This is a genomic window from Citrobacter sp. Cpo032 (assembly GCF_030332975.1).
GTDB classification, from domain to species: Bacteria; Pseudomonadota; Gammaproteobacteria; order Enterobacterales; family Enterobacteriaceae; genus Citrobacter; species Citrobacter portucalensis.
The window spans coordinates 434,859-455,910 of sequence record NZ_JAOWGU010000036.1 but is presented as its reverse complement, the minus strand read 5'-3'; the positions used below and the strand labels follow the sequence as shown (position 1 = coordinate 455,910).

Below are 21,052 nucleotides of genomic sequence, written 5' to 3'. Positions count from 1 at the left end.
TGTTTTGGGAATACAAATGCTGCACACTATTCTAAAATCAGCACAATAACTTAGCAAGCTAATTATAAGGAGATGAAATTGGAATCGCCATTAGGTTCTGATCTGGCACGGTTGGTGCGCATTTGGCGTGCTCTGATTGACCATCGCCTGAAACCTCTGGAGTTGACGCAGACGCATTGGGTTACGCTGCACAACATTCATCAGTTGCCGCCGGATCAATCGCAGATTCAGTTGGCTAAAGCGATTGGCATCGAGCAGCCTTCGTTGGTACGTACGCTTGACCAGTTGGAAGAAAAGGGACTCATTTCACGACAGACTTGCGCCAGCGATCGTCGAGCTAAGAGAATTAAACTGACAGAGAAGGCTGAGCCGCTGATCGCTGATATGGAAGCGGTGATCAACAAAACACGTGGAGAAATTCTGGAAGGGATTTCAGCTGAGGAAATTGATCTGCTGATTAAGCTGGTTGCCAAACTCGAACACAATATTATTGAACTGCAGTCACAGGGTTGAAACGATAAGTTACGTGTGGCCAGAGCCTGACCACACGTGAATTCGATTAGCGTGGAGACACGGTAACCTGGCTGCCGTTGTTAGCCATAACAACGCGCTGGCCGGCTGAAAACTTGGTCGCACCCTGTTTCTGAACCACCATGATGGTATTACCATCATCCTTACGGATTTCCAGTTCCACACCCTGGGTTTTATTCATCGCACCTTGTACGCCCTGACCCGCTACGCCACCGGCAACTGCGCCTGCAGCCGTCGCTAATGAACGACCAGTACCGCCGCCGACGGTGTTACCAAGGAACCCGCCGAGTACCGCACCACCAATAGCACCAATCACGTTTGCGTCATCGCCACCCTGGATTTGCACCGGACGAACATGAACAATCGTACCGTAGGTAACGTTCTGAACTTGTTTCGCTTCGGATGCGGTATATACGTCGCCTGAAAGGCTGTCATTGTTAACGCAACCCGCTAAAGATACGCCCATTAATGAAACAATCAGCACACGTTTAATCATTTACAAATCTCCTTTGTCACCACGAAACGCTAATAAAGCACCCTTCATGGCTAAATTATATGGCATTTGTGAGCCTGAGGTCACATGTTCTACTGGAACAATATGAAAATCTTAACCGAAATCGGATCAACCGAGTATAAACGAATCATTCATGTAATTGATGTAATTAAACGATCATTGTAATGATTAGCCACCAAAAATCATTAAGGAAGCATGGCATTAGTCGACACTTTATGGTTGAGTGTCAAGGCTAATTTGCTTAAAAGGATGACCTATGAAATCGGGCCGTTTTATCGGTGTAATGTCTGGAACCAGCCTTGATGGCGTCGATGTTGTGCTGGCGACAATAGATGAAACGATGGTTGCGCAGCAGGCGAGTCTGACCTGGCCCATCCCCATTCATGTTAAACAAGCGATTCTGGATATCTGTCAGGGGCAGCAGCTTACACTTTCTCAGTTTGGTCAGTTAGATGCACAGCTCGGTTATCTATTTGCTGAGGCGGTGAATGCGCTGTTGGCGCAAGAAAAATTGAAACCGCAGGATATCGTTGCGATTGGTTGCCACGGGCAAACCGTGTGGCATGAACCGAACGGTGCTGCGCCGCACACGCTGCAAATTGGTGATAACAACCAGATTGTCGCGCGTACCGGGATAACCGTAGTCGGCGATTTTCGTCGACGTGATATCGCCCTTGGCGGGCAGGGTGCACCGCTCGTTCCCGCGTTTCATCAGGCACTGCTGGCACATCCAACGGAACGGCGAATGGTGTTAAACATCGGCGGGATTGCCAATCTGTCTCTGCTTATTCCGCAACAACCCGTTCGCGGATACGACACCGGGCCGGGCAATATGCTGATGGATGCATGGATCTGGCGGCAATGTGGCCAGCCCTACGACAAAGATGCGCAGTGGGCTATTTCAGGCACGGTGATCCTGCCGTTGCTGCAGAATATGCTTAACGATCCTTATTTTTCCGCGTCTGCGCCGAAAAGCACCGGCCGTGAGTATTTTAATTACGGCTGGATAGAGCGTCATCTGGCGCAGTTTCCGGGAATTAGCCCACGAGATGTGCAGGCGACGCTTGCCGAACTGACGGCAGTAACCATTTCAGAGCAGGTCTTATTAAGCGGCGGCTGTGATCGACTCATGGTATGTGGTGGTGGCAGTCGTAATCCGCTGCTGATGATGCGTCTGGCGGCATTATTACCGGGTACAGAGGTTACCTCTACCGATGAAGCCGGGATCAGCGGTGATGATATGGAGGCGTTAGCCTTTGCCTGGCTGGCGTGGCGAACGCTGGCCGGATTACCGGGAAATTTACCTTCTGTGACGGGGGCGTCAGAGCCGAGTGTTTTAGGGGCAATTTATCCTGCCAATCCACGAACTCAGAGTTAACTGAAATTATTCAGCGCGGTATGCCGGTAAACTAAGGATATTAGGGAGGGTGCCATTACCCTCCAGGACCAGGAAAGTCTTCAGGATATGGCTATGAAAAAACTGTTGTTAGTGTGTCTGCCCGTACTGCTTAGCGGTTGTAGTGTGTACAACCAATTTGTCGAGCGTATGCAAACGGATACGCTTGAATACCGCTGCGACGAAAAACCGCTGACCGTGAAGCTGAACAATACCCGCCAGACGGCAAGCTTTGTTTATGATAATCAGCTATTGAACCTCAAACAGGGCGTGTCGGCATCAGGTGCACGTTATACCGATGGTATCTACGTATTTTGGTCTAAAGGCGACGAGGCAACGGTCTATAAACGAGACAGAATTGTGCTAAATAACTGTCAGTTACAGAACCCGAAGCGTTGAGATTTTCACCTGGGCGGCGCACAATAGCGTCACCCACTGACAATCCGTAGCCCAACATCATGTCTGATAACGACGAATTGCAGCAAATCGCGCATCTGCGCCGTGAATACACGAAAGGCGGTCTTCGCCGCCGCGATCTTCCCGCCGAACCCCTTGCGCTGTTTGAGCGCTGGCTGGGGCAAGCCTGTGATGCCAAACTGGCCGATCCCACCGCAATGGTCGTTGCGACCGTCGATGAAAATGGTCAGCCGTATCAGCGTATCGTGTTACTCAAGCATTATGATGACAAAGGGCTGGTGTTCTATACCAACCTTGGTAGCCGTAAGGCGCATCAGATCGAGAAAAATCCACGCATCAGCCTTTTATTTCCCTGGCATACGCTGGAACGGCAGGTGATGGTGATCGGCAAGGCAGAGCGTCTTTCCACACTCGAAGTGGTGAAATACTTCCACAGTCGCCCACGCGATAGTCAGATTGGCGCCTGGGTCTCAAAACAATCCAGTCGAATCTCCGCGCGCGGTATTCTCGAAAGCAAATTCCTCGAACTGAAGCAGAAGTTTCAGCAAGGGGAAGTTCCTCTGCCCAGTTTCTGGGGCGGCTTTCGCGTGAGTATTGAACAAATGGAGTTCTGGCAGGGCGGTGAAAACCGTCTGCACGATCGTTTTTTATACCAACGCGAAGATAACGCGTGGAAAATTGATCGCCTGGCCCCCTAAAGATGCAAATTTCTTGTTTTAAGCGCTGGTGCTGATCAATCCGGCGCTTTATTCTATGTTTCTTTCGCATCAGGCGAAAAGTCGTGTACCGGCAAAGGTGCAGTCGTTTTATACATGGAGATTTTGATGGCAAGCAGTAACTTGATTAAACAATTGCAAGAGCGGGGGCTGGTGGCCCAGGTGACGGACGAGGAAGCGTTAGCAGAGCGACTGGCGCAAGGCCCGATCGCGCTCTATTGCGGCTTCGATCCTACCGCTGACAGCTTGCATTTGGGGCATCTGGTTCCATTGTTATGCCTGAAACGCTTCCAGCAGGCAGGCCATAAGCCTGTTGCACTGGTAGGTGGCGCAACCGGTCTGATTGGTGACCCGAGCTTTAAAGCCGCCGAGCGTAAACTGAATACCGAAGACACCGTGCAGGAGTGGGTGGATAAAATCCGCAAACAGGTTGCACCGTTCCTCGATTTCGACTGTGGCGACAACTCGGCGATTGCTGCGAACAACTACGACTGGTTTGGCGGTATGAACGTACTGACTTTCCTGCGTGATATCGGCAAACACTTCTCCGTTAACCAGATGATCAACAAAGAAGCGGTTAAGCAGCGTCTGAACCGTGACGATCAGGGGATCTCCTTTACCGAGTTTTCTTACAACCTGCTGCAGGGTTATGACTTTGCCTGCCTGAACAAACTGCACGGCGTGGCACTGCAGATTGGTGGTTCTGACCAGTGGGGTAACATTACTTCGGGTATCGATTTAACCCGTCGTTTGCACCAGAATCAGGTGTTTGGTCTGACCGTTCCGCTGATCACTAAAGCTGATGGCACCAAATTCGGTAAGACGGAAGGCGGCGCAGTGTGGCTGGATCCGAAGAAAACCAGTCCGTACAAATTCTACCAGTTCTGGATCAACACCGCCGATGCGGACGTTTATCGCTTCCTGAAATTCTTCACTTTCATGGACATTGAAGAAATCAATGCGCTGGAAGAAGAAGATAAAAACAGCGGTAAAGCGCCGCGTGCCCAGTATGTTCTGGCCGAACAGGTTACGCGTCTGGTTCACGGTGAAGAAGGTCTGGTCGCGGCAAAACGCATTACCGAAAGCTTGTTCAACGGCAATCTCAGCGATTTGAGTGAAGCAGATTTCGAACAGCTGGCGCAGGATGGTGTGCCGATGATCGAGATGGACAAAGGTGCCGATTTGATGCAGGCGCTGGTGGACTCCGAGCTGCAACCTTCTCGCGGTCAGGCACGTAAGACCATTGCGTCAAACGCGGTAACCATCAACGGTGAGAAGCAGTCTGATCCGGAATATTTCTTCCAGGATAGTGATATCCTGTTCGGACGCTATACCTTACTGCGTCGTGGCAAGAAGAACTATTGTCTGATTTGCTGGAAGTAAGATTGAGTTAGCAGGGGCGTGGGAAACTACGCCCCTTTATTTTTTCAGGGTTGTGGTAAGTAAAATGAAGAATATCCTCGCCATCCAGTCCCACGTTGTTTTTGGTCATGCGGGCAACAGTGCAGCAGAATTTCCGATGCGTCGTCTTGGCGCAAATGTCTGGCCGCTGAATACCGTTCAGTTTTCAAACCACACGCAGTATGGCAAATGGACCGGTTGCGTTATGCCGCCGAGCCACCTGACTGAAATTGTTCAGGGCATTGCCGATATTGATAAACTCCAGACCTGTGACGCAGTACTGAGCGGCTATCTTGGCTCAGCAGAACAGGGCGAGCATATTTTGGGTATTGTTCGCAAAGTAAAAGCGGCAAACCCGCAGGCAAAATACTTTTGTGATCCGGTGATGGGACACCCTGAAAAGGGGTGTATTGTCGCACCCGGAGTGGCGGAATTTCATGTACGCCATGCGCTCCCGGCTAGTGACATTATTGCCCCGAATCTGGTTGAGCTCGAAATTCTGTGCGAGCATGCGGTGAACAATGTCGACGAGGCTGTTGCAGCAGCGCGTGAACTGATCGCTCAGGGACCTGACATTGTACTGGTGAAGCATCTGGCACGCGCAGGTATCAGCACCGACCGTTTCGAGATGCTGCTGGTCACCGCTGAACAGGCGTGGCATATCAGTCGTCCGTTAGTCGATTTTGGCGCACGTCAACCGGTTGGTGTGGGTGATGTGACGAGTGGCTTGTTGCTGGTAAAACTGCTGCAGGGCGCATCTTTACAGCAGGCGCTTGAGCATGTGACTGCGGCGGTGTACGAAGTGATGATTGCCACTAAAAATATGCACGAGTATGAGCTGCAGGTTGTGGCCGCACAGGATCGTATCGCCAAGCCTGAACACTACTTTAGTGCAACTCAGCTGTAATTAATGCCCGATGGCGCTCACGCTTATCGGGCATATTTTAGCTGTAGGCCGGGTAAGTGCCACCCGGCAACAACACCCGGCAACAACTATTAATTTAACCCTTCTGCTTTCAGCGCTGCGGCAACCGCCGGGCGTTCAGCCATTCGCGCCATATAGGCGTCAATATTACTTAATCCTGCCATATTCAGCTTAACCGCATAGGCCCAACGCAGTACGGTAAACAGATATGCGTCGGCGATGCTGAAGCGCGGGCCGCAGATCCATTGGTTATCTTTCAGCGAGTCGTTCACATACTGCATTTTTTTCTCCAGCAGCGCGCGAACGGTTGGCTTGAAGTCTTCCGGCGTATCGGGACGGAACAGTGGCGTAAAGCCTTTATGCAGTTCAGTCGCAATGTAGTTAAGCCATTCGATGGTTTTGTAACGGGAGAGGCTGCTGGTAGGGGCAAGGAGCTGGCGGTCTGGCACACTGTCCGCCAGGTATTGCATGATGGCAACACCTTCGGTAAGTAGCGTACCGTCATCCAGCAGCAGTGCGGGAACTTGCCCTTTTGGGTTTACCGCGAAAAAATCATCGCCATTTTCCAGACGTTTCTTCATCAGATCAACACCATCCAGCGTGAAATCTTTACCGCTCTCACGAAGTGTGATGTGGGAAGCGAGAGAACAAGCGCCCGGTTTGTAGAACAGTTTCATCGGTAACTCCTTTTGGCTGAGGTATATCGTATGGTAGTGCTACCTCAGGCAAAAAAAAAGCCGCTAACAACAGTTAGCGGCCTGAAAATGAGTTTCCCTGAGAATTACGCTGTCGCGGCCTTAGAGGCTTTCTCATTGACGTCATCGTCCTGAGTCATACGGTTCAGTTTCGGAGCCGTCAGCAGCATCAGAACAGCGATAACAGCCGTCGCAACACCAATCTGCAGGAACACACGACCGTAGACTTCAAGGGACATCAGCGGGTCAGTCACGTTCTCTGGTACAGCCATCATGTTAGCGACGTAGCCACCGATGATGTTTGCACCGGCAGTGGTCAGGAACCAGCTACCCATGATGAAGCCCATCAGGCGCTGCGGAACCAACTGTGCCACCATTGCCAGACCCAGACCGGAGATCATCAGCTCACCGATACTTTGCAGACCGTAGCAGATAATCAACCAGTTAACGGAAACGATGCCCGCATCGGTAGCGAATTTCGCGCCCAGCGGCAGGATCAGGAATGCACCGGAACACAGCACCATACCAATCGCAAACTTGGTCGGCATCGGCAGGGTATCGCCCATTTTGTTATAGATAGCGGCGAGGATTGGGCTACCAATGATGATCCAGAACGGGTTCAGTGCCTGGTACTGTTCAGGTTCGAAAGCAATGCCAAGAATAGAGTGCTCAACGTTACGAATCGCAAAGAAGTTCAGTGAGGTCGGCATCTGGCTGTACAGCACGAAGAAGATAATCGCTTCCAGCATCAGGATGAAGGCGACGATCATTTTACGACGCGCAGCACCGTGCATGGTGAAGGCTTCTTTACCGAAGATGAACACGATACCCAGCGCAATGACGCCCAGAACCATACGAGCGATCTGCTGGTTGTGCAGCAACCAGGTTGCAATCGCGATCAGTACCACAACACCAGCAATGGTCAGCAGCAGGTTACGGAAGTTGATCGGTTCAAAGTCCGGTTTAGAACCGTACTGTTTAACCCAACGCTGGCAGAATGCGAAGTTAACAACGGTAATCAGCATACCCACGACGCTCAGAGCGAACGCGGTGCTCCAGCCGTAACGCGCAGCCAACCACGGTGTTGCCAGCATAGAGAAGAATGAACCGATGTTGACGGACATGTAGTACATGGTAAATGCACCATCAAGACGCGGGTCATCTTTGGCATAGCAGGTAGAGAGCAGGGAGGATGGGTTTGCTTTAAACAGGCCGTTACCGACCGCGATGGCCGCCATGCCCATATAAACGATACCCGCATCGTGACCGGACCATGCTACCAACGCATAACCGATGGCCAGCACAACGGCACCCAGCATAATGACACGTTTTGTTCCCAGAACTTTATCACCTAACCAGCCGCCAATGGCAACCAGACCGTACACCAGGGCGCTAAAGGACGAGAAAAGGGTGATGGAATCCGCTTCTGACATACCCAGCTGTTTAACCAGGTAGACGGCCATAATCCCTTGCAGGCCGTAATAACCAAAACGTTCCCACAGCTCAATAGAGAAAATGAGATAGAACGCTTTTGGTTGTTTGAAGGCGTTTAAACTTACGCTTTCTGTTGGTTTATTGTTTGCAGTAGACACTTTTACCTCTTTTTTTACATCCCATATCAACGGGGGTGTTCAGGTACGTGATGAGTCAAGTTCATCCGTCCGATTGTTATAGTGGGAGGGGAAACGGCAAGTAATGTTCACTATCTTGACCATTCAGACAAGTGGTTTGTAATAATCTGTTACATATATCATGACTGGTTAAATCGTCGGGGCTGTGAAATGTTATCTAGCGTTAAATTTCTTCATTTCTAAAATGGCAGATTTTTACACTGTTTAATCACCGCCAGAACCGCAATGTGGCGATATGTTCTGCTATTTAAGGTTGAATCCAGTGATATAGGCCATTATCTGAAAAATAGGCAGTGTAATGTTTTGTTTAGAAACTGTGCAGTTGGGGCATCTAATTGTCACCTTAACTAAAAAATAAAAATTTATTAACATTGTGTTGGCTGGATGATCTGGATCACGTATAGATAGAAATTTCTTTTGCTAAAAAAACGATTAACCTGCTCAGGTGTTAATTAACAAGAATATTGCATTAGATATGAGCAATTGGATGGCATCATTGTCGGGAAAATAAACGCTGGGGAGTGCATAACTAATCGTTATGTATGTAAGGGGCGAGGAGGATGCCCCGGCAGCATTAGATATCGACTTTCTCTTTGAATTCGCAGAGATCTTCAATAATACAGGAACCACAGCGCGGCTTTCTGGCGATGCAGGTGTAGCGGCCATGAAGAATTAACCAGTGATGGCAATCGACTTTAAATTCACTGAGTACGACTTTCAGCAGCTTCTCTTCAACCTGCTCGACGTTTTTACCCGGGGCGAATTGCGTGCGATTACAGACGCGAAAAATGTGGGTATCTACGGCGATAGTGGGCCAGCCAAAGGCGGTATTTAACACTACATTAGCCGTCTTTCGCCCAACTCCAGGGAGAGCTTCTAACGCAGCACGGTCTTCAGGCACTTCACCATTATGTTGTTCCAGCAGAATGCGGCAGGTTTTAATTACGTTTTCCGCTTTGCTGTTAAACAAACCGATTGTCTTGATGTAGGACTTAACACCTTCAACACCGAGCTCCAGCATCGCAGCAGGCGTATTGGCGACGGGGTATAGCTTAGCCGTCGCTTTATTGACGCTGACATCGGTCGCTTGTGCGGAGAGCAAGACCGAAATCAACAGTTCAAACGGCGATGTAAAATTAAGCTCGGTTGTTGGATGCGGGTTGTTATCCCGCAGGCGCGTCAGTATTTCCAGACGTTTTGCTTTGTTCATTACGCATTCCCTGTTTCACCCGCGGGACTGTCCACGACAGCCGCCTCGGCACGACGTTTCTTCATTTTCTCATCAATCAGATACTTCACTGCCAGCATCAGACCCAGGCCAATAAACGCGCCCGGTGGTAGCATGGCCAGCAGAAACGGTGTATCAGTATGGAAGATCTCAACGCGCAAGACTTTGGCCCAGCTACCCAATAAACCGTCTGCACCATCAAACAGTGTACCGTTACCAATTATTTCACGCAGCGAGCCCAGAACAAACATGGCACCTGTTGCGCCCATGCCGATGGAGAAACCATCAAGTGCGGATAGTGCAGGGCCCTTTTTGGCGGCGAAGGCTTCTGCACGGCCAACAACAATACAGTTGGTTACAATCAGCGGGATGAAGATGCCCAGAGACTGATACAGGCCGAAGGCGTAGGCATTGATCAACATCTGTACCGCACTCACCACGGAGGCGATAATCATGACATAAATCGGGATACGGATTTCAGGTGGTGTCCAGCGGCGAAGGGCTGAAATTGTCAGGTTGGTCAGCGTCAGGACGAGCGTAGTCGCAAGTCCAAGACCCAGCGCGTTAGTGGCGGTAGAGGTGACGGCCAACAGCGGACACATCCCGAGTAGTTGCACAAGCGCGGAGTTATTTTTCCATAACCCCTGGACAATCACGTCTTTAATTTCGCTCATGGTTATTCTCCACAGGCGCTAAGTTGAGGGAGTTGCGCAGGCAGCGTCTGCGCATACAGGCCGGCACGTTTAACCGCGTTAACCACCGCACGAGGTGTAATGGTTGCGCCAGTAAACTGGTCAAAGTCGCCGCCATCTTTTTTCACTGCCCAGTGAGAGGTGTTATCCGCAGAAATTGTTTTACCGCTAAAATGGGTGATCCAGTCGGACAGTCGCAGTTCGATTTTATCGCCCAGCCCAGGCGTTTCATGGTGTTCGGTAACCCGCGTACCCAACACGGTACCCGTGAAATCGACACCCACCAGCAGTTGAATCGCCCCGGAATAACCATCTGGCGCCGTAGCTTCAAGAATCGCAGCAACAGGACGATCGTCCTGGCGGGCAATATATACACGGTGCGTACCTTTGCCTAACGCCGGCGCATTGACCAGATAACAACTTTCAGACAAGTTATTATTGTAGCGATCGCCAGGCAGAACCTGATCGAACAGCGTTTTTTGCTGTATCGCGGCCTGTTCATCAATGGTTGACTTGGTTAATTGATTGATTGCTGCGGTTAACCCCGTTGAGCCCGCAGCAAACAGCGCCAGTGTAATACCGTGTTTACGAATCGTTTTCAGCATATCTAGTCCTTAGCGATGTCCGTACACGCGAGGGCGGGTGTAATAATCAATCAGGGGAACCGTGATATTTGCCAGCAACACGGCAAAAGCCACGCCATCAGGATAACCACCAAAACTGCGTATCAACCACACTAACAGGCCCGCAAGCGCGCCAAAAATCAGACGACCACGGTTGGTTGTTGATGCTGTAACGGGATCGGTAAGAATAAAGAACGCACCTAACATCGTCGCGCCGGAAAGCAAGTGCAACTGAGGCGATGCCAGTGAGTCTGGCGAAAAAATCCAACCTAAAGTGGCACAAACAGCGAGCGACAGCAGGAAGCTAACCGGGATATGCCAGCGAATCGCTTTTTGCCATAACAGCACGATACCACCAACCAGCCAGGCAAGGTTCACCCACTGCCAGCCAGCGCCTGCCAGCATGCCGCTGTAGATCGGGTATTGCATCACCTGCTCAACGGTACGTCCGGCATGCAGGGATGTCTTAAAGGTATCAAGAGGTGTTGCCTGACTGATACCATCGATACCCATACGCAGCGAATTCATATCCCCGCCGCTGGCGGTATGTCCGTTAAAAATAACGTTCAGGGCGTCAAAGAAACCAGGCACCGTGGCCGCAATTTCATGCGGCGGCAGCCAACTGGTCATCTGTACCGGAAATGAGATGAGCAGCACGACATAGCCAATCATGGCAGGGTTAAACGGGTTCTGCCCGAGTCCGCCATACAGCTGTTTCGCAATGATAACCGCAAATACCGTGCCTAATACCACCATCCACCATGGCGCGAGGGGCGGAATACTGACGGCCAAAAGCAACCCAGTGAGTAACGCAGAGTTGTCTTTTAAAATTGCCACAATGGGTTGTTTACGCAGTTTAAGCACACCCGCTTCGGCAGCAATAGCGCTGATGGCAGCGAGAACGATCTGGAACAACGTGCCCCAGCCGAAGAACCACAGCTGAGCGGCAATCCCCGGCAATGCAGCAAGTAATACCAGCATCATGATACGCGATGTCTGGCGCTGGTTATGGGTATAAGGGGAGCTTGCTATTCTGAATACCATTTATTCCTCGTTTACAACCTGCTGCTGTGCGGCTTTCTTTGCCTGAGCGCGTGCGATGGCGGCCGCGACGGCGGCTTTACGTGGATCAACCGGCTCGGCTGTTTCGGCTACCGCCTGCTGCTCTAGCTTGCGGGCTTTGGCGCGGGCGATTGCCGCTTCGACGGCAGCTTTACGCGGATCAATCGGTTCGACTGTTTCTGTTACCGCTTCTTGTTTAAGTTTGCGGGCTTTGGCGCGAGCGATTGCCGCTTCCACGGCAGCTTTACGCGGATCAACGGGCTCGGTTGTTTCTGTTACCGCCTGCTGCTCGAGCTTGCGAGCTTTAGTGCGGGCGATTGCCGCTTCCACGGCAGCCTTACGCGGATCAACCGGTTCGGCCGTTTCTGTTACCGCTTCTTGCTCAAGCTTGCGGGCTTTGGCGCGGGCAATTGCCGCTTCCACGGCAGCTTTACGCGGGTCTGTACCCGTGCTGCTGCCTTCACTTTGCGGCGGGTTTTCCTTACGGGAAGCACGAGCTTGCGCCTTACGCGCCTCGCGTGCGGCAATCACGGCGCTATTGTCAGGTTTTTCACCTGCCTGAATGACCACCGGTTGCAGCGCCTGAGCCTGCTTTTCTTTTACGCGAGCCAGCGCGGCGGCAATGGCATCATGATCTTTGGCCGCCGGCTGAGCAGCGGCGCTCTTATGGCGTTCAAGACGTGCTGCTTTTTCACGTTCAAGGCGCGCCTGTCGGGCTTCAAACCGAGCTTTTGCTTCTGCGGCGCGCTTTTCTTCCTGACTAATGGCGTAAATCTCGGCTTTTTCCTGACGGAAATACTGTACCAGTGGAATATTGCTTGGGCATACCCAGGCGCAGGCACCGCATTCAATACAGTCGGCGATATTGTGGGCCGTCGCTTTGTCGTGCTGTTGCCCTTTACTGAACCAGTAAAGCTGTTGTGGCAGGAGATCGGCCGGACAGGCATCGGCGCATGCGCTACAGCGAATGCAGCCTTTCTCTTCTGGCGTTTCACCCATTTCACTGGCAGAGGGGGCCAGAAGACAGTTGGTTATCTTCACCACCGGGACATCCAGCCACGGCAGCGTAAAGCCCATCAGCGGCCCGCCCATAATCACCATCTGGTCGGCGGAAGGGCAGAAGCCCGCATCGTTGAGCAGATGACGAACCGGCGTACCTAAACGCGCCCAGACGTTGCCCGGACGACTGACTGCTTCACCTGTTAGCGTCACGACACGTTCGGTGATCGGCTCTCCGTCGATTACTGCACGTTTAATTGCGTAGGCGGTTCCGACGTTTTGCATCAATACGCCGATATCAGAGGAGCGTCCGCCGTGGGGAACCTGCTTGCCGGTCAGGATTTGTGTTAACTGCTTGGCCCCGCCGGACGGGTACTTGGTGGGGATCACGCGTAGGCTAATGTCGTGTGAATCAGCCAGCACCGCGCGCAGCATAGATATTGCCTGCGGTTTGTTATCTTCGATACCCAGGAGGATCTCGCGTGGCTGAAGAATGTGCGCCAGGATGCGGATACCTTCGACGACCTGAGCGGCACAGTCCTGCATCAGGCGGTCATCTGCCGTAATGTACGGCTCGCATTCGGCGGCGTTAATGATCAGCGTTTCAATTTTATCTCCGCCGCCCTGCAGTTTAACGCCGGTGGGAAAACCTGCGCCACCCAGCCCGGCGACGCCGTACTGATGAATACGCGCAATCAGCTCTTCCCGGCTGTGGGAGCGATAATCGGTCCAGCCGTCTCGCTCAATCCAGCGATCTTCGCCATCGGCGTCTATGATGACGCTCAACTCAGCCAGTGCCGAAGGATGCGCGGTGGAGTGCGGGGCAATGGCAACAACGGTGCCTGATGTTGGCGCATGGACTGGAAGCATTTTGCCTCGTCCGCGGGTTAAGGGCTGACCACGCAGCACGGTGTCACCCACGTTTACGCACAGTTCACCCTCCGCACCAATATGTTGTTTCAGCGGAATAACGAAACGCGGCGCCAGCGGAACCTGTCGCAACGGCGTTCCGTTTGACTGGGTTTTCATTTCTGGTGGATGAATGCCGCCATCAAAGTCCCAGATTTTATTTTTTCTGAATGCAGAGAATAACTTAAACATGTTGTTCCACGGGAATGATGCGCACAGGGATGGTGTTTAAATCCCATTTCCAGCTATCGGGTGTCTCGGCTACCGGGCGTAATTCAATACATTGCGTCGGGCACGGGTCAACGCACAGGTTGCATCCAGTGCAGAGATCGCTCATTACCGTGTGCATGGCGCGGGTCGCGCCCACGATGGCATCGACCGGGCAGGCCTGAATACACTTAGTGCACCCAATACAGTTGTTTTCATCAATGACCGCCAGCATTCGCACCGGCGTAACGTCTTGTTCATCGCCATCAATAGGCTGCGGATCGACATTCAGCAGGGCGGCAATTTTTAACATCACCGCTTCGCCGCCGGGGGCGCAACGGTTAATTTTTTCACCCTGAGAGCCGATCGCCTCAGCATAAGGATGACAGCCCGGATAGCCGCACTGGCCACACTGGCTTTGCGGGAGAATTTCATCAATTTTCTCCACGACCGGATCATCTTCAACGGCAAAACGTCGTGAGGCGTACCCCAAAATAGCGCCGAACGCCAGACCCAGTAGACTCACTGCGGCAACGGCAATCCAGATAGCATTCATTACAACTTCACCAAACCACTAAAGCCCATAAAGGCCAATGACATTAAACCAGCGGTAATCAGCGCAATCGCATTGCCGCGAAACGGCGCTGGGACGTCCGCCACGGCGAGGCGTTCGCGGATCGCGGCGAACAGTACCATCACCAGCGAGAAGCCGACGGCGGCGGAAAAACCGTATAGCGCCGACTGTAAAAAGTTATGGCCGAGGTTGATGTTCAGTAGCGCCACACCTAACACTGCGCAGTTAGTGGTGATCAGCGGTAGGAAGATCCCCAGCAGGCGGTACAGCGCAGGGCTGGTTTTGCGCACAACCATTTCGGTAAACTGCACGACGACGGCGATAACCAGAATAAAAGCCAGCGTGCGCAGATAGATGAGATTGAGCGGAATTAGGATCCAGTTATCAATCAGCCAAGCGCAGATGGATGCCAGTGTCATGACAAACGTCGTGGCAAGGCCCATACCCATTGCGGTTTCCAGTTTTTTGGAAACGCCCATAAACGGGCAAAGGCCCAGAAACTTCACCAGTACAAAGTTATTGACCAGTACAGTTCCGACAAACAGCAGCAGGTAATCAGTCATTTTTCGGCCTGAAATAAAAAGCCGCCTATTATCTGACAATCTTCAACAGGCGACAACAGGTTAACTGTAGGGTTATTACGGGTTCACAAACGTCGATTTAACGCGCTGCGATCGTTTGAAGTAGGGCACCAACAGTGCTGCAGCCAGTAATGGGAACAGCAGTTGGCGCACGGCAAAAGCGTCTGGGACGGGTGAAAACGCAAACGCTTTAATCGCCAGCAACACGGAGATCAGCAGCCACAGAATGTAATGCTTAGGCACACAGGCTCTGCGTTTGAAAAACGCAATCGTCAGCCACAGTGTGTAATACCACATGGCGATCGCGGTAATAAAGGAGACGCCCCATAACAGCAAATTGGCCGTACTTTGCTCACCCAGCGTTTTGAAGGTTTGCGGTGTAGCCAGCGCAGTGACATAAAGTAATAACGCCAGCGAAGCGCTCAACAACGCGACTAACAGCCAGGCCAGTGGCCCAAGTAGCCAGCCTCCGATACGTTGTGCCGGTGTTGTAGTCATCTCTTCTCCAGGTTTACGCGCGCAATCAATCATGCCATTCATTTTGGGGCAATTATTATAAAGCTTTTAACGTTGAGCGCTACTTTCTTCTTTATTGCACGTAATGCCAGACTGATTTAGGTACCTGACCAACATCAAACAGACGACCTCCGGAGATAAGCTCCGCACGGCGATGGTCTGCGGCACGGTACATATTGATAATGTCGTTATCGTCGGTGAGCGTGTAGTTAAGATGGTCGAACAGTTTTTCCAGACTTTCGAGCGAACTGATTTTGCGGAATTTTAATAAGTAATCCTGAACGGTCATAAATGCAGATCCATATTAATAAAATAATACCAACGGAGTAGAAAATATAAAAATAAACAACGAGCACAGGTAAAAGCGCATTTACGTGCAAATGTAAGAAGAGTGTTCATACCTGTGAAAAATCAGGCGCTATGCGCGTCTTGAGCAAGGGTAACGCGCTTAGCGATCGCTGGCAATATGCAGCGGAGCGGGACGCGGCGTAATTCGCTTTTTTTGACAGAAAGCGATCTTTTACCGGCAGACCCTGCAACTACCAATGTTAATTGCCGGGCAATAAAAGGCTGCTGATGCTTATTTCTTCTGCACTGCCGCAACGGGCTCTGGTGGCTGGTAATTGTCAATATGATTGGCAACACCCAGCAGGATCACGGAGACGGCGAGAACAATCCAACCTGTTAATTCAATAAGACGATTCATTACTGATGACATTTGCTTTGATTTATCCATAAACACAGGCTGCAAATGTTACTAATCTCTCATTAATACAGCAAGATGATTGGGAACGATTTCTACCTCTTTTTCGCTGCAAGTTAAGCATAAGTGGCATATGTTTGACTTAAGTTAAAAAACAACCTTTGTAGCGCAAAGGTTATTAAACTATTGAGACGTTGCAAGGTATGGTGTGAAATAGGTCAGTCCTGAATTGAGAGGCAATAACATGAGTGACAACATCCGCGTTGGGCTAATTGGCTACGGTTATGCCAGCAAAACCTTCCATGCCCCACTGATTGTGGGCACGCCGGGTCTGGAACTGGCTGCAGTGTCCAGTAGTGATGAAGAAAAAGTGAAAGCAGACTGGCCTACGGTGGCGGTTGTTGCTGAGCCTAAGCATCTTTTTAACGATCCAAATATCGACCTGATTGTGATCCCCACGCCAAACGACACGCACTTTCCGTTAGCGAAAGCAGCGTTGGAAGCGGGCAAGCATGTGGTTGTTGATAAGCCCTTTACCGTGACACTGTCACAAGCACGTGAGTTGGATGCGCTGGCACGTAGCCTGGGGCGTGTGTTGTCTGTATTCCATAACCGTCGCTGGGACAGTGATTTTCTGACGCTGAAAGCTCTGCTGGCGGATGGTGTTTTGGGTGAGGTAGCGTATTTCGAATCCCATTTCGATCGTTTCCGCCCACAGGTTCGTGACCGTTGGCGTGAACAGGGCGGTCCGGGAAGCGGTATCTGGTACGATTTAGCACCGCATCTTTTGGATCAGGCGATTAACCTGTTTGGTTTACCTGTCAGCCTGACGGTAGACCTGGCCCAGTTGCGTCCGGGCGCGCAGGCGACGGATTACTTCCATGCCATCCTGACGTATCCGCAGCGTCGTGTGATCCTGCATGGCACCATGCTTGCTGCTGCAGAATCGGCCCGTTATATTGTGCACGGATCGCGTGGTAGCTATGTGAAGTATGGCCTTGACCCACAGGAAGAGCGTCTGAAAAATGGCGAGCGCCTGCCTCAGGAAGACTGGGGATATGATATGCGCGATGGCATATTGACCCGAGTAGAAGGCGAAGAGCAGGTTGAAGAAACCTGGCTGACCGTACCGGGCAACTATCCGGCGTATTATGCTGGCATTCGTGATGCGCTAAACGGCAACGGTGAAAACCCGGTACCGGCGAGACAGGCTATCCAAATTATGGAGCTGATTGAGCTGGGTATAGAATCTGCGAAACATCGTTCGACGCTGTGCCTTGCCTGATTAGGTAAATGGCGCAAGGCGATACCTTCCTGGCATCGTATCCGGCCTACAATGAAAACCAACGTAGGCCGGATAAGCGTTAGCGCCATCCGGCACTTTACCTGTTACGCTGCGGCGACTTTCTCGCGCAAGGCTCGTTTTTCCTCGTTACTCAGGAATGCCATTTCCAGACCGTTGATTTGCGCCTGGCGGATCTGTTCGCGCGTTAGGCCTGCAGCTGGTGCGGCAATGGTGTACTCGTGAATAATATCCACACCCTGAACAGCCGGGTCGTCCGTATTCAAACTGGCGATAACGCCATGTTCAAGGAACGTTTTCAGCGGATGGTTCGCTAGTGAGGCAACGGTGCTGGTCTGAATGTTTGATGTCAGGCAGGATTCGATGCCGATACGGTGCTCGGCGAGGTAATCCATCAACGCACGATCTTCAACGGCTTTAACGCCGTGGCCAATACGCTCAGCGCCTAGCTCTTTAATGGCCTGCCAGATGCTTTCTGGTCCCGCGGCTTCGCCCGCATGCACGGTAATACGCCAGCCGGCGTCGCGTGCCTGGTTGAAGTGAGACAGGAACAGGCTGCCCGGGAACCCCAGTTCGTCACCGGCCAGATCCAGTGCCGTAATATGGTCTCGGTGGGCTAACAGCGCATCCAGTTCCTGCAGACAGGCGGCTTCGCCGAAAGTACGACTCATAATGCCAATTAAGCGAGCTTCGACGCCAAAGGTCTTGCAGCCCTCGCGTACGCCTGCGATGACGGCTTCAACCACACCTGCAACCGGGAGCTGATGCGCCATCGCCATGTAGCCAGGGGAAAAACGCAGTTCAACATAGTGCAGACCGTTACGTGCTGCATCCTCAATATTCTCAAACGCCACGCGACGACACGCATCCAGCGAGGCCAGTACCTTCACGCCCCAGTCGAGCTTGGATAAAAAGCTCACTAAATCTGGCTCAGTTGATGTGACTTGCACATGAGGGATCAGCGTTTCCAACGTTTGTGCCGGAAGCGTTAAGTTGAACTGACGACCCAGATCCAGGATCGTTTGTGCACGGATGTTACCATCAAGGTGGCGATGGACGTCGGTCAGGGGGAGAGAAGTATCAATCATGGTCGCACTCGTGTATTTAGGTAAAGTGCAGGCCATTATACAACAGAAAAATGTTCCTCTAAAAACTTTAAAAAAAGCAGTGCAGAGTTCGGGGTTATGGGGAAGCAAGTATCGCCAAATTGTTGACCATGCTGTTAGCGCACCAACAGAGTAGTGTTCCGACTCCCTGATCCTTGAGACCGTATCACGATGCTTATGCCTTGCGGTGGTAAGACGGGCGTAAAATAAGCAATAACGCATTTCCTGCAACATGTGTGTAATGAAGGGATTTTATTTTAAGATTATTTACCTCGTTTTTATTTAATTCCTGCCTGTCAGTGTTATTTTATTCAGACATTTATTGAATAACATTGCTAATAGCGAAAAATGGACACTTTCCAGTTTATGAATGTGCTGCGAGGTATGTTATAAAAACACAATAACGACTGAGGGTATTAATAAAGTGAAAAGTGTAAAGCTAATTGTCAGTACAATGTTCTGTGGAAGTTTCCTGCTGGCAACTGCGCCTGCGCATGCGGCGTATAAAGCGGATGAAACGCATGTAATCCAGTTTAAGAAAGGTACAAGTGGTGCAGATATCAAGGGGACAATTACGGGTGATAAAACAAAAGATTATACGTTTGTCGCCAAAAAAGGGCAGACCATGCAAGCAGTTCTGAAAAGCGCCTGGCCTCATCCTTTCATGAGTATTATTGCACCGGGCGAACAATTCATTTTTGATGGCATGATGAGTGGTGATACTTATAAAAATACGCTGCCTGCCAGCGGTAAGTATACCATCAGAATATATCAAAAAGGCGCGGCGAAGGATGAGGGGAAAACCAACGCATTCCAGCTGCACATGAAAATTACCAACTGATCATGAGGAAAAGATCGCCCAGGTGGTGATCTTTTCCTTTGCTATTAAACTTCTTCGCCAGAATAAGCCACAACGCAATTACGGCCTCGGTTTTTTGCCATATACAGGGCGCGGTCTGCGCAATCAGCTAGTTGTTCGGGGGCTGAACGGTTGTCAACCGAGGTTACGATACCCAGGCTGATGGTGATGATGCGTGGAAAATCACCTTTAGTCGTGGCCTGAGTTTGTTGTTCTACGTGTTTTCTGATTCGCTCTGCGATGTTAAATGCTGCATCAGCGTTAGTTTCAGGTAGCAAAATAGCAAACTCTTCTCCGCCAATACGCGCCACGATGTCGTTACGCCGACTCAGTCGCTGCATAATTTCTGACAGTTTAATTATCACTCTGTCACCCTGCAAATGTCCCCAGGTGTCATTGACCGACTTAAAGAAATCAATGTCGCAAAAGATAATGCTCAGGGGGTTATGGGTCGCTGTCATTTTAATCTCATTGCTGAGTGCGTTATAAAAATAGCCACGGTTGAAAAGTCGAGTCATCGGGTCGCGGACTGAATTTTCATAGGATAATTCATAGGCCTGACGTGAGGCTTTGTAGCGCTTGAAAATATCAGACATGAGCACGATCATCACGGCCATTGCGCTAAGGCACTCCAGGCCTCTGGCGAGATACCATCCAGCGGAGTCTATATGCGTGTACTTCAGCATAATGATGACACTTAACAGATTGCTCAGGGCAACCAGTGACATACTTACCCAAAACTGTGTTTTTAGCCGGGTTAATTTTGCCCCTAATAAAACGATACAGGTCCACAAGATAATGAGGACATAAATAAAACTCCCACGCCAGGGTCTAAGCCATTCAAACGTTTCTGTGTCGACCAACTGAAACGATATTGGCGTAATACGGATGGAGTAGAGGATAGCCATTACCAGATGCAACATGCACCATAAATAAGTGGCGTAAATGACTGTTTTACCATGCTTTTCTTTTTTATTTTTAAACGTATATAAATAGTATGTTGCAAAAAACAACCCCGTAATTAACATGTTCCTCATAAAGTATAAAACAGCAATGTCATTGTAGATGACACCAGGAAGGCCGTTTTTATAAAAATAAATATAGAGCGCAAGAAATAAGAAAACCCCCGAGAAATAAAATGCGCAGGCCAGGGGTAAAAGATATTTTTTGCGCCGATAACTCATGTAATTCATCGTCATAAAGCACCCCGTCTGAATGTGCAATACACCAGCAAAGGTTGCAATAACCGGGTAAAAAGAGAGGCTATAACGCTGATTACTAAAAGGGATATACCAAAGAAAAATGGATGTCGTTAGGGACAGGAGTAAAAAAAAAGTTAAATTCTTTCTGTGAATGTTTATTTGTGTTGTATTCATGATTTTTATGTATATAAAACAGCGCTATATTTCGGCTATCTTCTCAGCTTTGTATTTTGTCTTTTTGATTTTTATTGCTGTTGATTTT

Annotated in this window: 23 protein-coding genes; 8 read left to right on the top strand and 15 right to left on the bottom strand. The window is 50.5% G+C overall.

Features of this window, described 5'->3' with window-relative positions:
- Positions 1-72: 72 nt before the first annotated feature.
- Positions 73-513: a transcriptional regulator SlyA gene (slyA, locus tag OGY33_RS08430; protein ID WP_008784672.1), complete on the top strand. Its 441-nt coding sequence runs from the start codon at positions 73-75 to the stop codon at positions 511-513.
- 46 nt (positions 514-559) lie between these two features.
- On the opposite strand, the gene slyB is transcribed toward slyA, so the two are convergent.
- A complete protein-coding gene (gene slyB / locus OGY33_RS08425; protein ID WP_003029175.1) occupies positions 560-1,027 on the bottom strand; it encodes an outer membrane lipoprotein SlyB in 468 nt (155 codons plus the stop codon).
- 274 nt (positions 1,028-1,301) lie between these two features.
- On the opposite strand from slyB, the gene anmK reads away from it, so the two are divergent.
- From anmK to pdxY, 5 genes are all read left to right on the top strand, one after another.
- Positions 1,302-2,423: an anhydro-N-acetylmuramic acid kinase gene (gene anmK, locus OGY33_RS08420; protein ID WP_048226609.1), complete on the top strand. Its 1,122-nt coding sequence runs from the start codon at positions 1,302-1,304 to the stop codon at positions 2,421-2,423.
- Between the two features lie 87 nt (positions 2,424-2,510).
- The gene (gene mliC / locus OGY33_RS08415) at positions 2,511-2,840 is read left to right on the top strand and encodes a C-type lysozyme inhibitor (protein ID WP_003029170.1); all 330 of its coding nucleotides are present in this window, start codon (positions 2,511-2,513) and stop codon (positions 2,838-2,840) included.
- Positions 2,841-2,899: 59 nt separating this feature from the next.
- Positions 2,900-3,556: a pyridoxamine 5'-phosphate oxidase gene (gene pdxH / locus OGY33_RS08410; RefSeq protein ID WP_003029169.1), complete on the top strand. Its 657-nt coding sequence runs from the start codon at positions 2,900-2,902 to the stop codon at positions 3,554-3,556.
- A 126-nt stretch (positions 3,557-3,682) separates the two neighbouring features.
- Positions 3,683-4,957 carry a tyrosine--tRNA ligase gene (tyrS, locus tag OGY33_RS08405; RefSeq protein WP_020996426.1) on the top strand — a complete coding sequence of 425 codons (1,275 nt, stop codon included), beginning with the start codon at positions 3,683-3,685 and terminating at the stop codon, positions 4,955-4,957.
- A 64-nt stretch (positions 4,958-5,021) separates the two neighbouring features.
- Positions 5,022-5,882, top strand: coding sequence for a pyridoxal kinase PdxY (gene pdxY, locus OGY33_RS08400; protein ID WP_191238538.1), 861 nt, complete (start codon positions 5,022-5,024; stop codon positions 5,880-5,882).
- A gap of 89 nt (positions 5,883-5,971) precedes the next feature.
- Here pdxY and gstA read toward each other — a convergent pair whose 3' ends face one another.
- From gstA to blr, 12 genes are all read right to left on the bottom strand, one after another.
- Positions 5,972-6,577: a glutathione transferase GstA gene (gene gstA, locus OGY33_RS08395; protein ID WP_003832787.1), complete on the bottom strand. Its 606-nt coding sequence runs from the start codon at positions 6,575-6,577 to the stop codon at positions 5,972-5,974.
- Between the two features lie 104 nt (positions 6,578-6,681).
- A complete protein-coding gene (gene dtpA / locus OGY33_RS08390) occupies positions 6,682-8,187 on the bottom strand; it encodes a dipeptide/tripeptide permease DtpA (RefSeq protein ID WP_020996425.1) in 1,506 nt (501 codons plus the stop codon).
- 613 nt (positions 8,188-8,800) lie between these two features.
- Positions 8,801-9,436, bottom strand: a complete 636-nt coding sequence (gene nth, locus OGY33_RS08385; protein ID WP_191238537.1) for an endonuclease III — start codon at positions 9,434-9,436, stop codon at positions 8,801-8,803.
- Positions 9,436-10,128, bottom strand: a complete 693-nt coding sequence (locus tag OGY33_RS08380) for an electron transport complex subunit E (protein ID WP_008784678.1) — start codon at positions 10,126-10,128, stop codon at positions 9,436-9,438. The genes nth and OGY33_RS08380 overlap by 1 nt, the downstream gene beginning before the upstream one ends.
- Before the next feature lie 2 nt (positions 10,129-10,130).
- On the bottom strand, positions 10,131-10,751 hold the full coding sequence (gene rsxG, locus OGY33_RS08375) for an electron transport complex subunit RsxG (RefSeq protein ID WP_032943336.1): 621 nt from the start codon (positions 10,749-10,751) through the stop codon (positions 10,131-10,133).
- Between the two features lie 9 nt (positions 10,752-10,760).
- The gene (gene rsxD, locus OGY33_RS08370; RefSeq protein WP_008784680.1) at positions 10,761-11,813 is read right to left on the bottom strand and encodes an electron transport complex subunit RsxD; all 1,053 of its coding nucleotides are present in this window, start codon (positions 11,811-11,813) and stop codon (positions 10,761-10,763) included.
- The gene (gene rsxC / locus OGY33_RS08365) at positions 11,814-13,931 is read right to left on the bottom strand and encodes an electron transport complex subunit RsxC (RefSeq protein WP_191238536.1); all 2,118 of its coding nucleotides are present in this window, start codon (positions 13,929-13,931) and stop codon (positions 11,814-11,816) included.
- Positions 13,924-14,502, bottom strand: a complete 579-nt coding sequence (gene rsxB / locus OGY33_RS08360; RefSeq protein WP_032943340.1) for an electron transport complex subunit RsxB — start codon at positions 14,500-14,502, stop codon at positions 13,924-13,926. Before rsxB ends, rsxC begins: the two co-directional genes overlap by 8 nt.
- A complete protein-coding gene (gene rsxA, locus OGY33_RS08355) occupies positions 14,502-15,083 on the bottom strand; it encodes an electron transport complex subunit RsxA (protein WP_048214262.1) in 582 nt (193 codons plus the stop codon). Before rsxA ends, rsxB begins: the two co-directional genes overlap by 1 nt.
- A 75-nt stretch (positions 15,084-15,158) precedes the next feature.
- Positions 15,159-15,599, bottom strand: a complete 441-nt coding sequence (locus tag OGY33_RS08350) for a DUF2569 domain-containing protein (RefSeq protein ID WP_020996422.1) — start codon at positions 15,597-15,599, stop codon at positions 15,159-15,161.
- A 91-nt stretch (positions 15,600-15,690) separates the two neighbouring features.
- Positions 15,691-15,906, bottom strand: coding sequence for a transcription modulator YdgT (ydgT, locus tag OGY33_RS08345; protein ID WP_008784684.1), 216 nt, complete (start codon positions 15,904-15,906; stop codon positions 15,691-15,693).
- 291 nt (positions 15,907-16,197) lie between these two features.
- Entirely contained in the window at positions 16,198-16,323 is a 126-nt protein-coding gene (blr, locus tag OGY33_RS08340; protein ID WP_003029134.1) for a division septum protein Blr, read from the bottom strand.
- A 241-nt stretch (positions 16,324-16,564) separates the two neighbouring features.
- Here blr and OGY33_RS08335 point away from each other — a divergent pair, with 241 nt between their 5' ends.
- On the top strand, positions 16,565-17,605 hold the full coding sequence (locus OGY33_RS08335; RefSeq protein ID WP_191238535.1) for an oxidoreductase: 1,041 nt from the start codon (positions 16,565-16,567) through the stop codon (positions 17,603-17,605).
- A 104-nt stretch (positions 17,606-17,709) separates the two neighbouring features.
- On the opposite strand, the gene add is transcribed toward OGY33_RS08335, so the two are convergent.
- Positions 17,710-18,711: an adenosine deaminase gene (gene add, locus OGY33_RS08330; RefSeq protein ID WP_079934112.1), complete on the bottom strand. Its 1,002-nt coding sequence runs from the start codon at positions 18,709-18,711 to the stop codon at positions 17,710-17,712.
- 442 nt (positions 18,712-19,153) lie between these two features.
- On the opposite strand from add, the gene OGY33_RS08325 reads away from it, so the two are divergent.
- Positions 19,154-19,570, top strand: coding sequence for a DNA breaking-rejoining protein (locus OGY33_RS08325; RefSeq protein ID WP_239484186.1), 417 nt, complete (start codon positions 19,154-19,156; stop codon positions 19,568-19,570).
- Between the two features lie 44 nt (positions 19,571-19,614).
- On the opposite strand, the gene OGY33_RS08320 is transcribed toward OGY33_RS08325, so the two are convergent.
- Positions 19,615-20,964 (bottom strand): sensor domain-containing diguanylate cyclase, encoded by a 1,350-nt coding sequence (locus OGY33_RS08320; RefSeq protein WP_191238534.1) that lies wholly within the window; start codon positions 20,962-20,964, stop codon positions 19,615-19,617.
- Between the last annotated feature and the right edge of the window lie 88 nt (positions 20,965-21,052).

Coding starts and splice junctions, on each gene's coding strand:
- mliC (WP_003029170.1), top strand. CDS start 2,511: ATGGCTATGAAAAAACTGTTGTTAGTGTGTCTGCCCGTACTGCTTAGC.
- pdxY (WP_191238538.1), top strand. CDS start 5,022: ATGAAGAATATCCTCGCCATCCAGTCCCACGTTGTTTTTGGTCATGCG.
- blr (WP_003029134.1), bottom strand. CDS start 16,323: ATGAATCGTCTTATTGAATTAACAGGTTGGATTGTTCTCGCCGTCTCC.
- tyrS (WP_020996426.1), top strand. CDS start 3,683: ATGGCAAGCAGTAACTTGATTAAACAATTGCAAGAGCGGGGGCTGGTG.
- add (WP_079934112.1), bottom strand. CDS start 18,711: ATGATTGATACTTCTCTCCCCCTGACCGACGTCCATCGCCACCTTGAT.
- OGY33_RS08320 (WP_191238534.1), bottom strand. CDS start 20,964: ATGAATACAACACAAATAAACATTCACAGAAAGAATTTAACTTTTTTT.
- rsxD (WP_008784680.1), bottom strand. CDS start 11,813: ATGGTATTCAGAATAGCAAGCTCCCCTTATACCCATAACCAGCGCCAG.
- pdxH (WP_003029169.1), top strand. CDS start 2,900: ATGTCTGATAACGACGAATTGCAGCAAATCGCGCATCTGCGCCGTGAA.
- rsxA (WP_048214262.1), bottom strand. CDS start 15,083: ATGACTGATTACCTGCTGCTGTTTGTCGGAACTGTACTGGTCAATAAC.
- OGY33_RS08350 (WP_020996422.1), bottom strand. CDS start 15,599: ATGACTACAACACCGGCACAACGTATCGGAGGCTGGCTACTTGGGCCA.
- rsxG (WP_032943336.1), bottom strand. CDS start 10,751: ATGCTGAAAACGATTCGTAAACACGGTATTACACTGGCGCTGTTTGCT.
- OGY33_RS08335 (WP_191238535.1), top strand. CDS start 16,565: ATGAGTGACAACATCCGCGTTGGGCTAATTGGCTACGGTTATGCCAGC.
- slyA (WP_008784672.1), top strand. CDS start 73: ATGAAATTGGAATCGCCATTAGGTTCTGATCTGGCACGGTTGGTGCGC.
- nth (WP_191238537.1), bottom strand. CDS start 9,436: ATGAACAAAGCAAAACGTCTGGAAATACTGACGCGCCTGCGGGATAAC.
- rsxB (WP_032943340.1), bottom strand. CDS start 14,502: ATGAATGCTATCTGGATTGCCGTTGCCGCAGTGAGTCTACTGGGTCTG.
- OGY33_RS08380 (WP_008784678.1), bottom strand. CDS start 10,128: ATGAGCGAAATTAAAGACGTGATTGTCCAGGGGTTATGGAAAAATAAC.
- ydgT (WP_008784684.1), bottom strand. CDS start 15,906: ATGACCGTTCAGGATTACTTATTAAAATTCCGCAAAATCAGTTCGCTC.
- gstA (WP_003832787.1), bottom strand. CDS start 6,577: ATGAAACTGTTCTACAAACCGGGCGCTTGTTCTCTCGCTTCCCACATC.
- rsxC (WP_191238536.1), bottom strand. CDS start 13,931: ATGTTTAAGTTATTCTCTGCATTCAGAAAAAATAAAATCTGGGACTTT.
- anmK (WP_048226609.1), top strand. CDS start 1,302: ATGAAATCGGGCCGTTTTATCGGTGTAATGTCTGGAACCAGCCTTGAT.
- slyB (WP_003029175.1), bottom strand. CDS start 1,027: ATGATTAAACGTGTGCTGATTGTTTCATTAATGGGCGTATCTTTAGCG.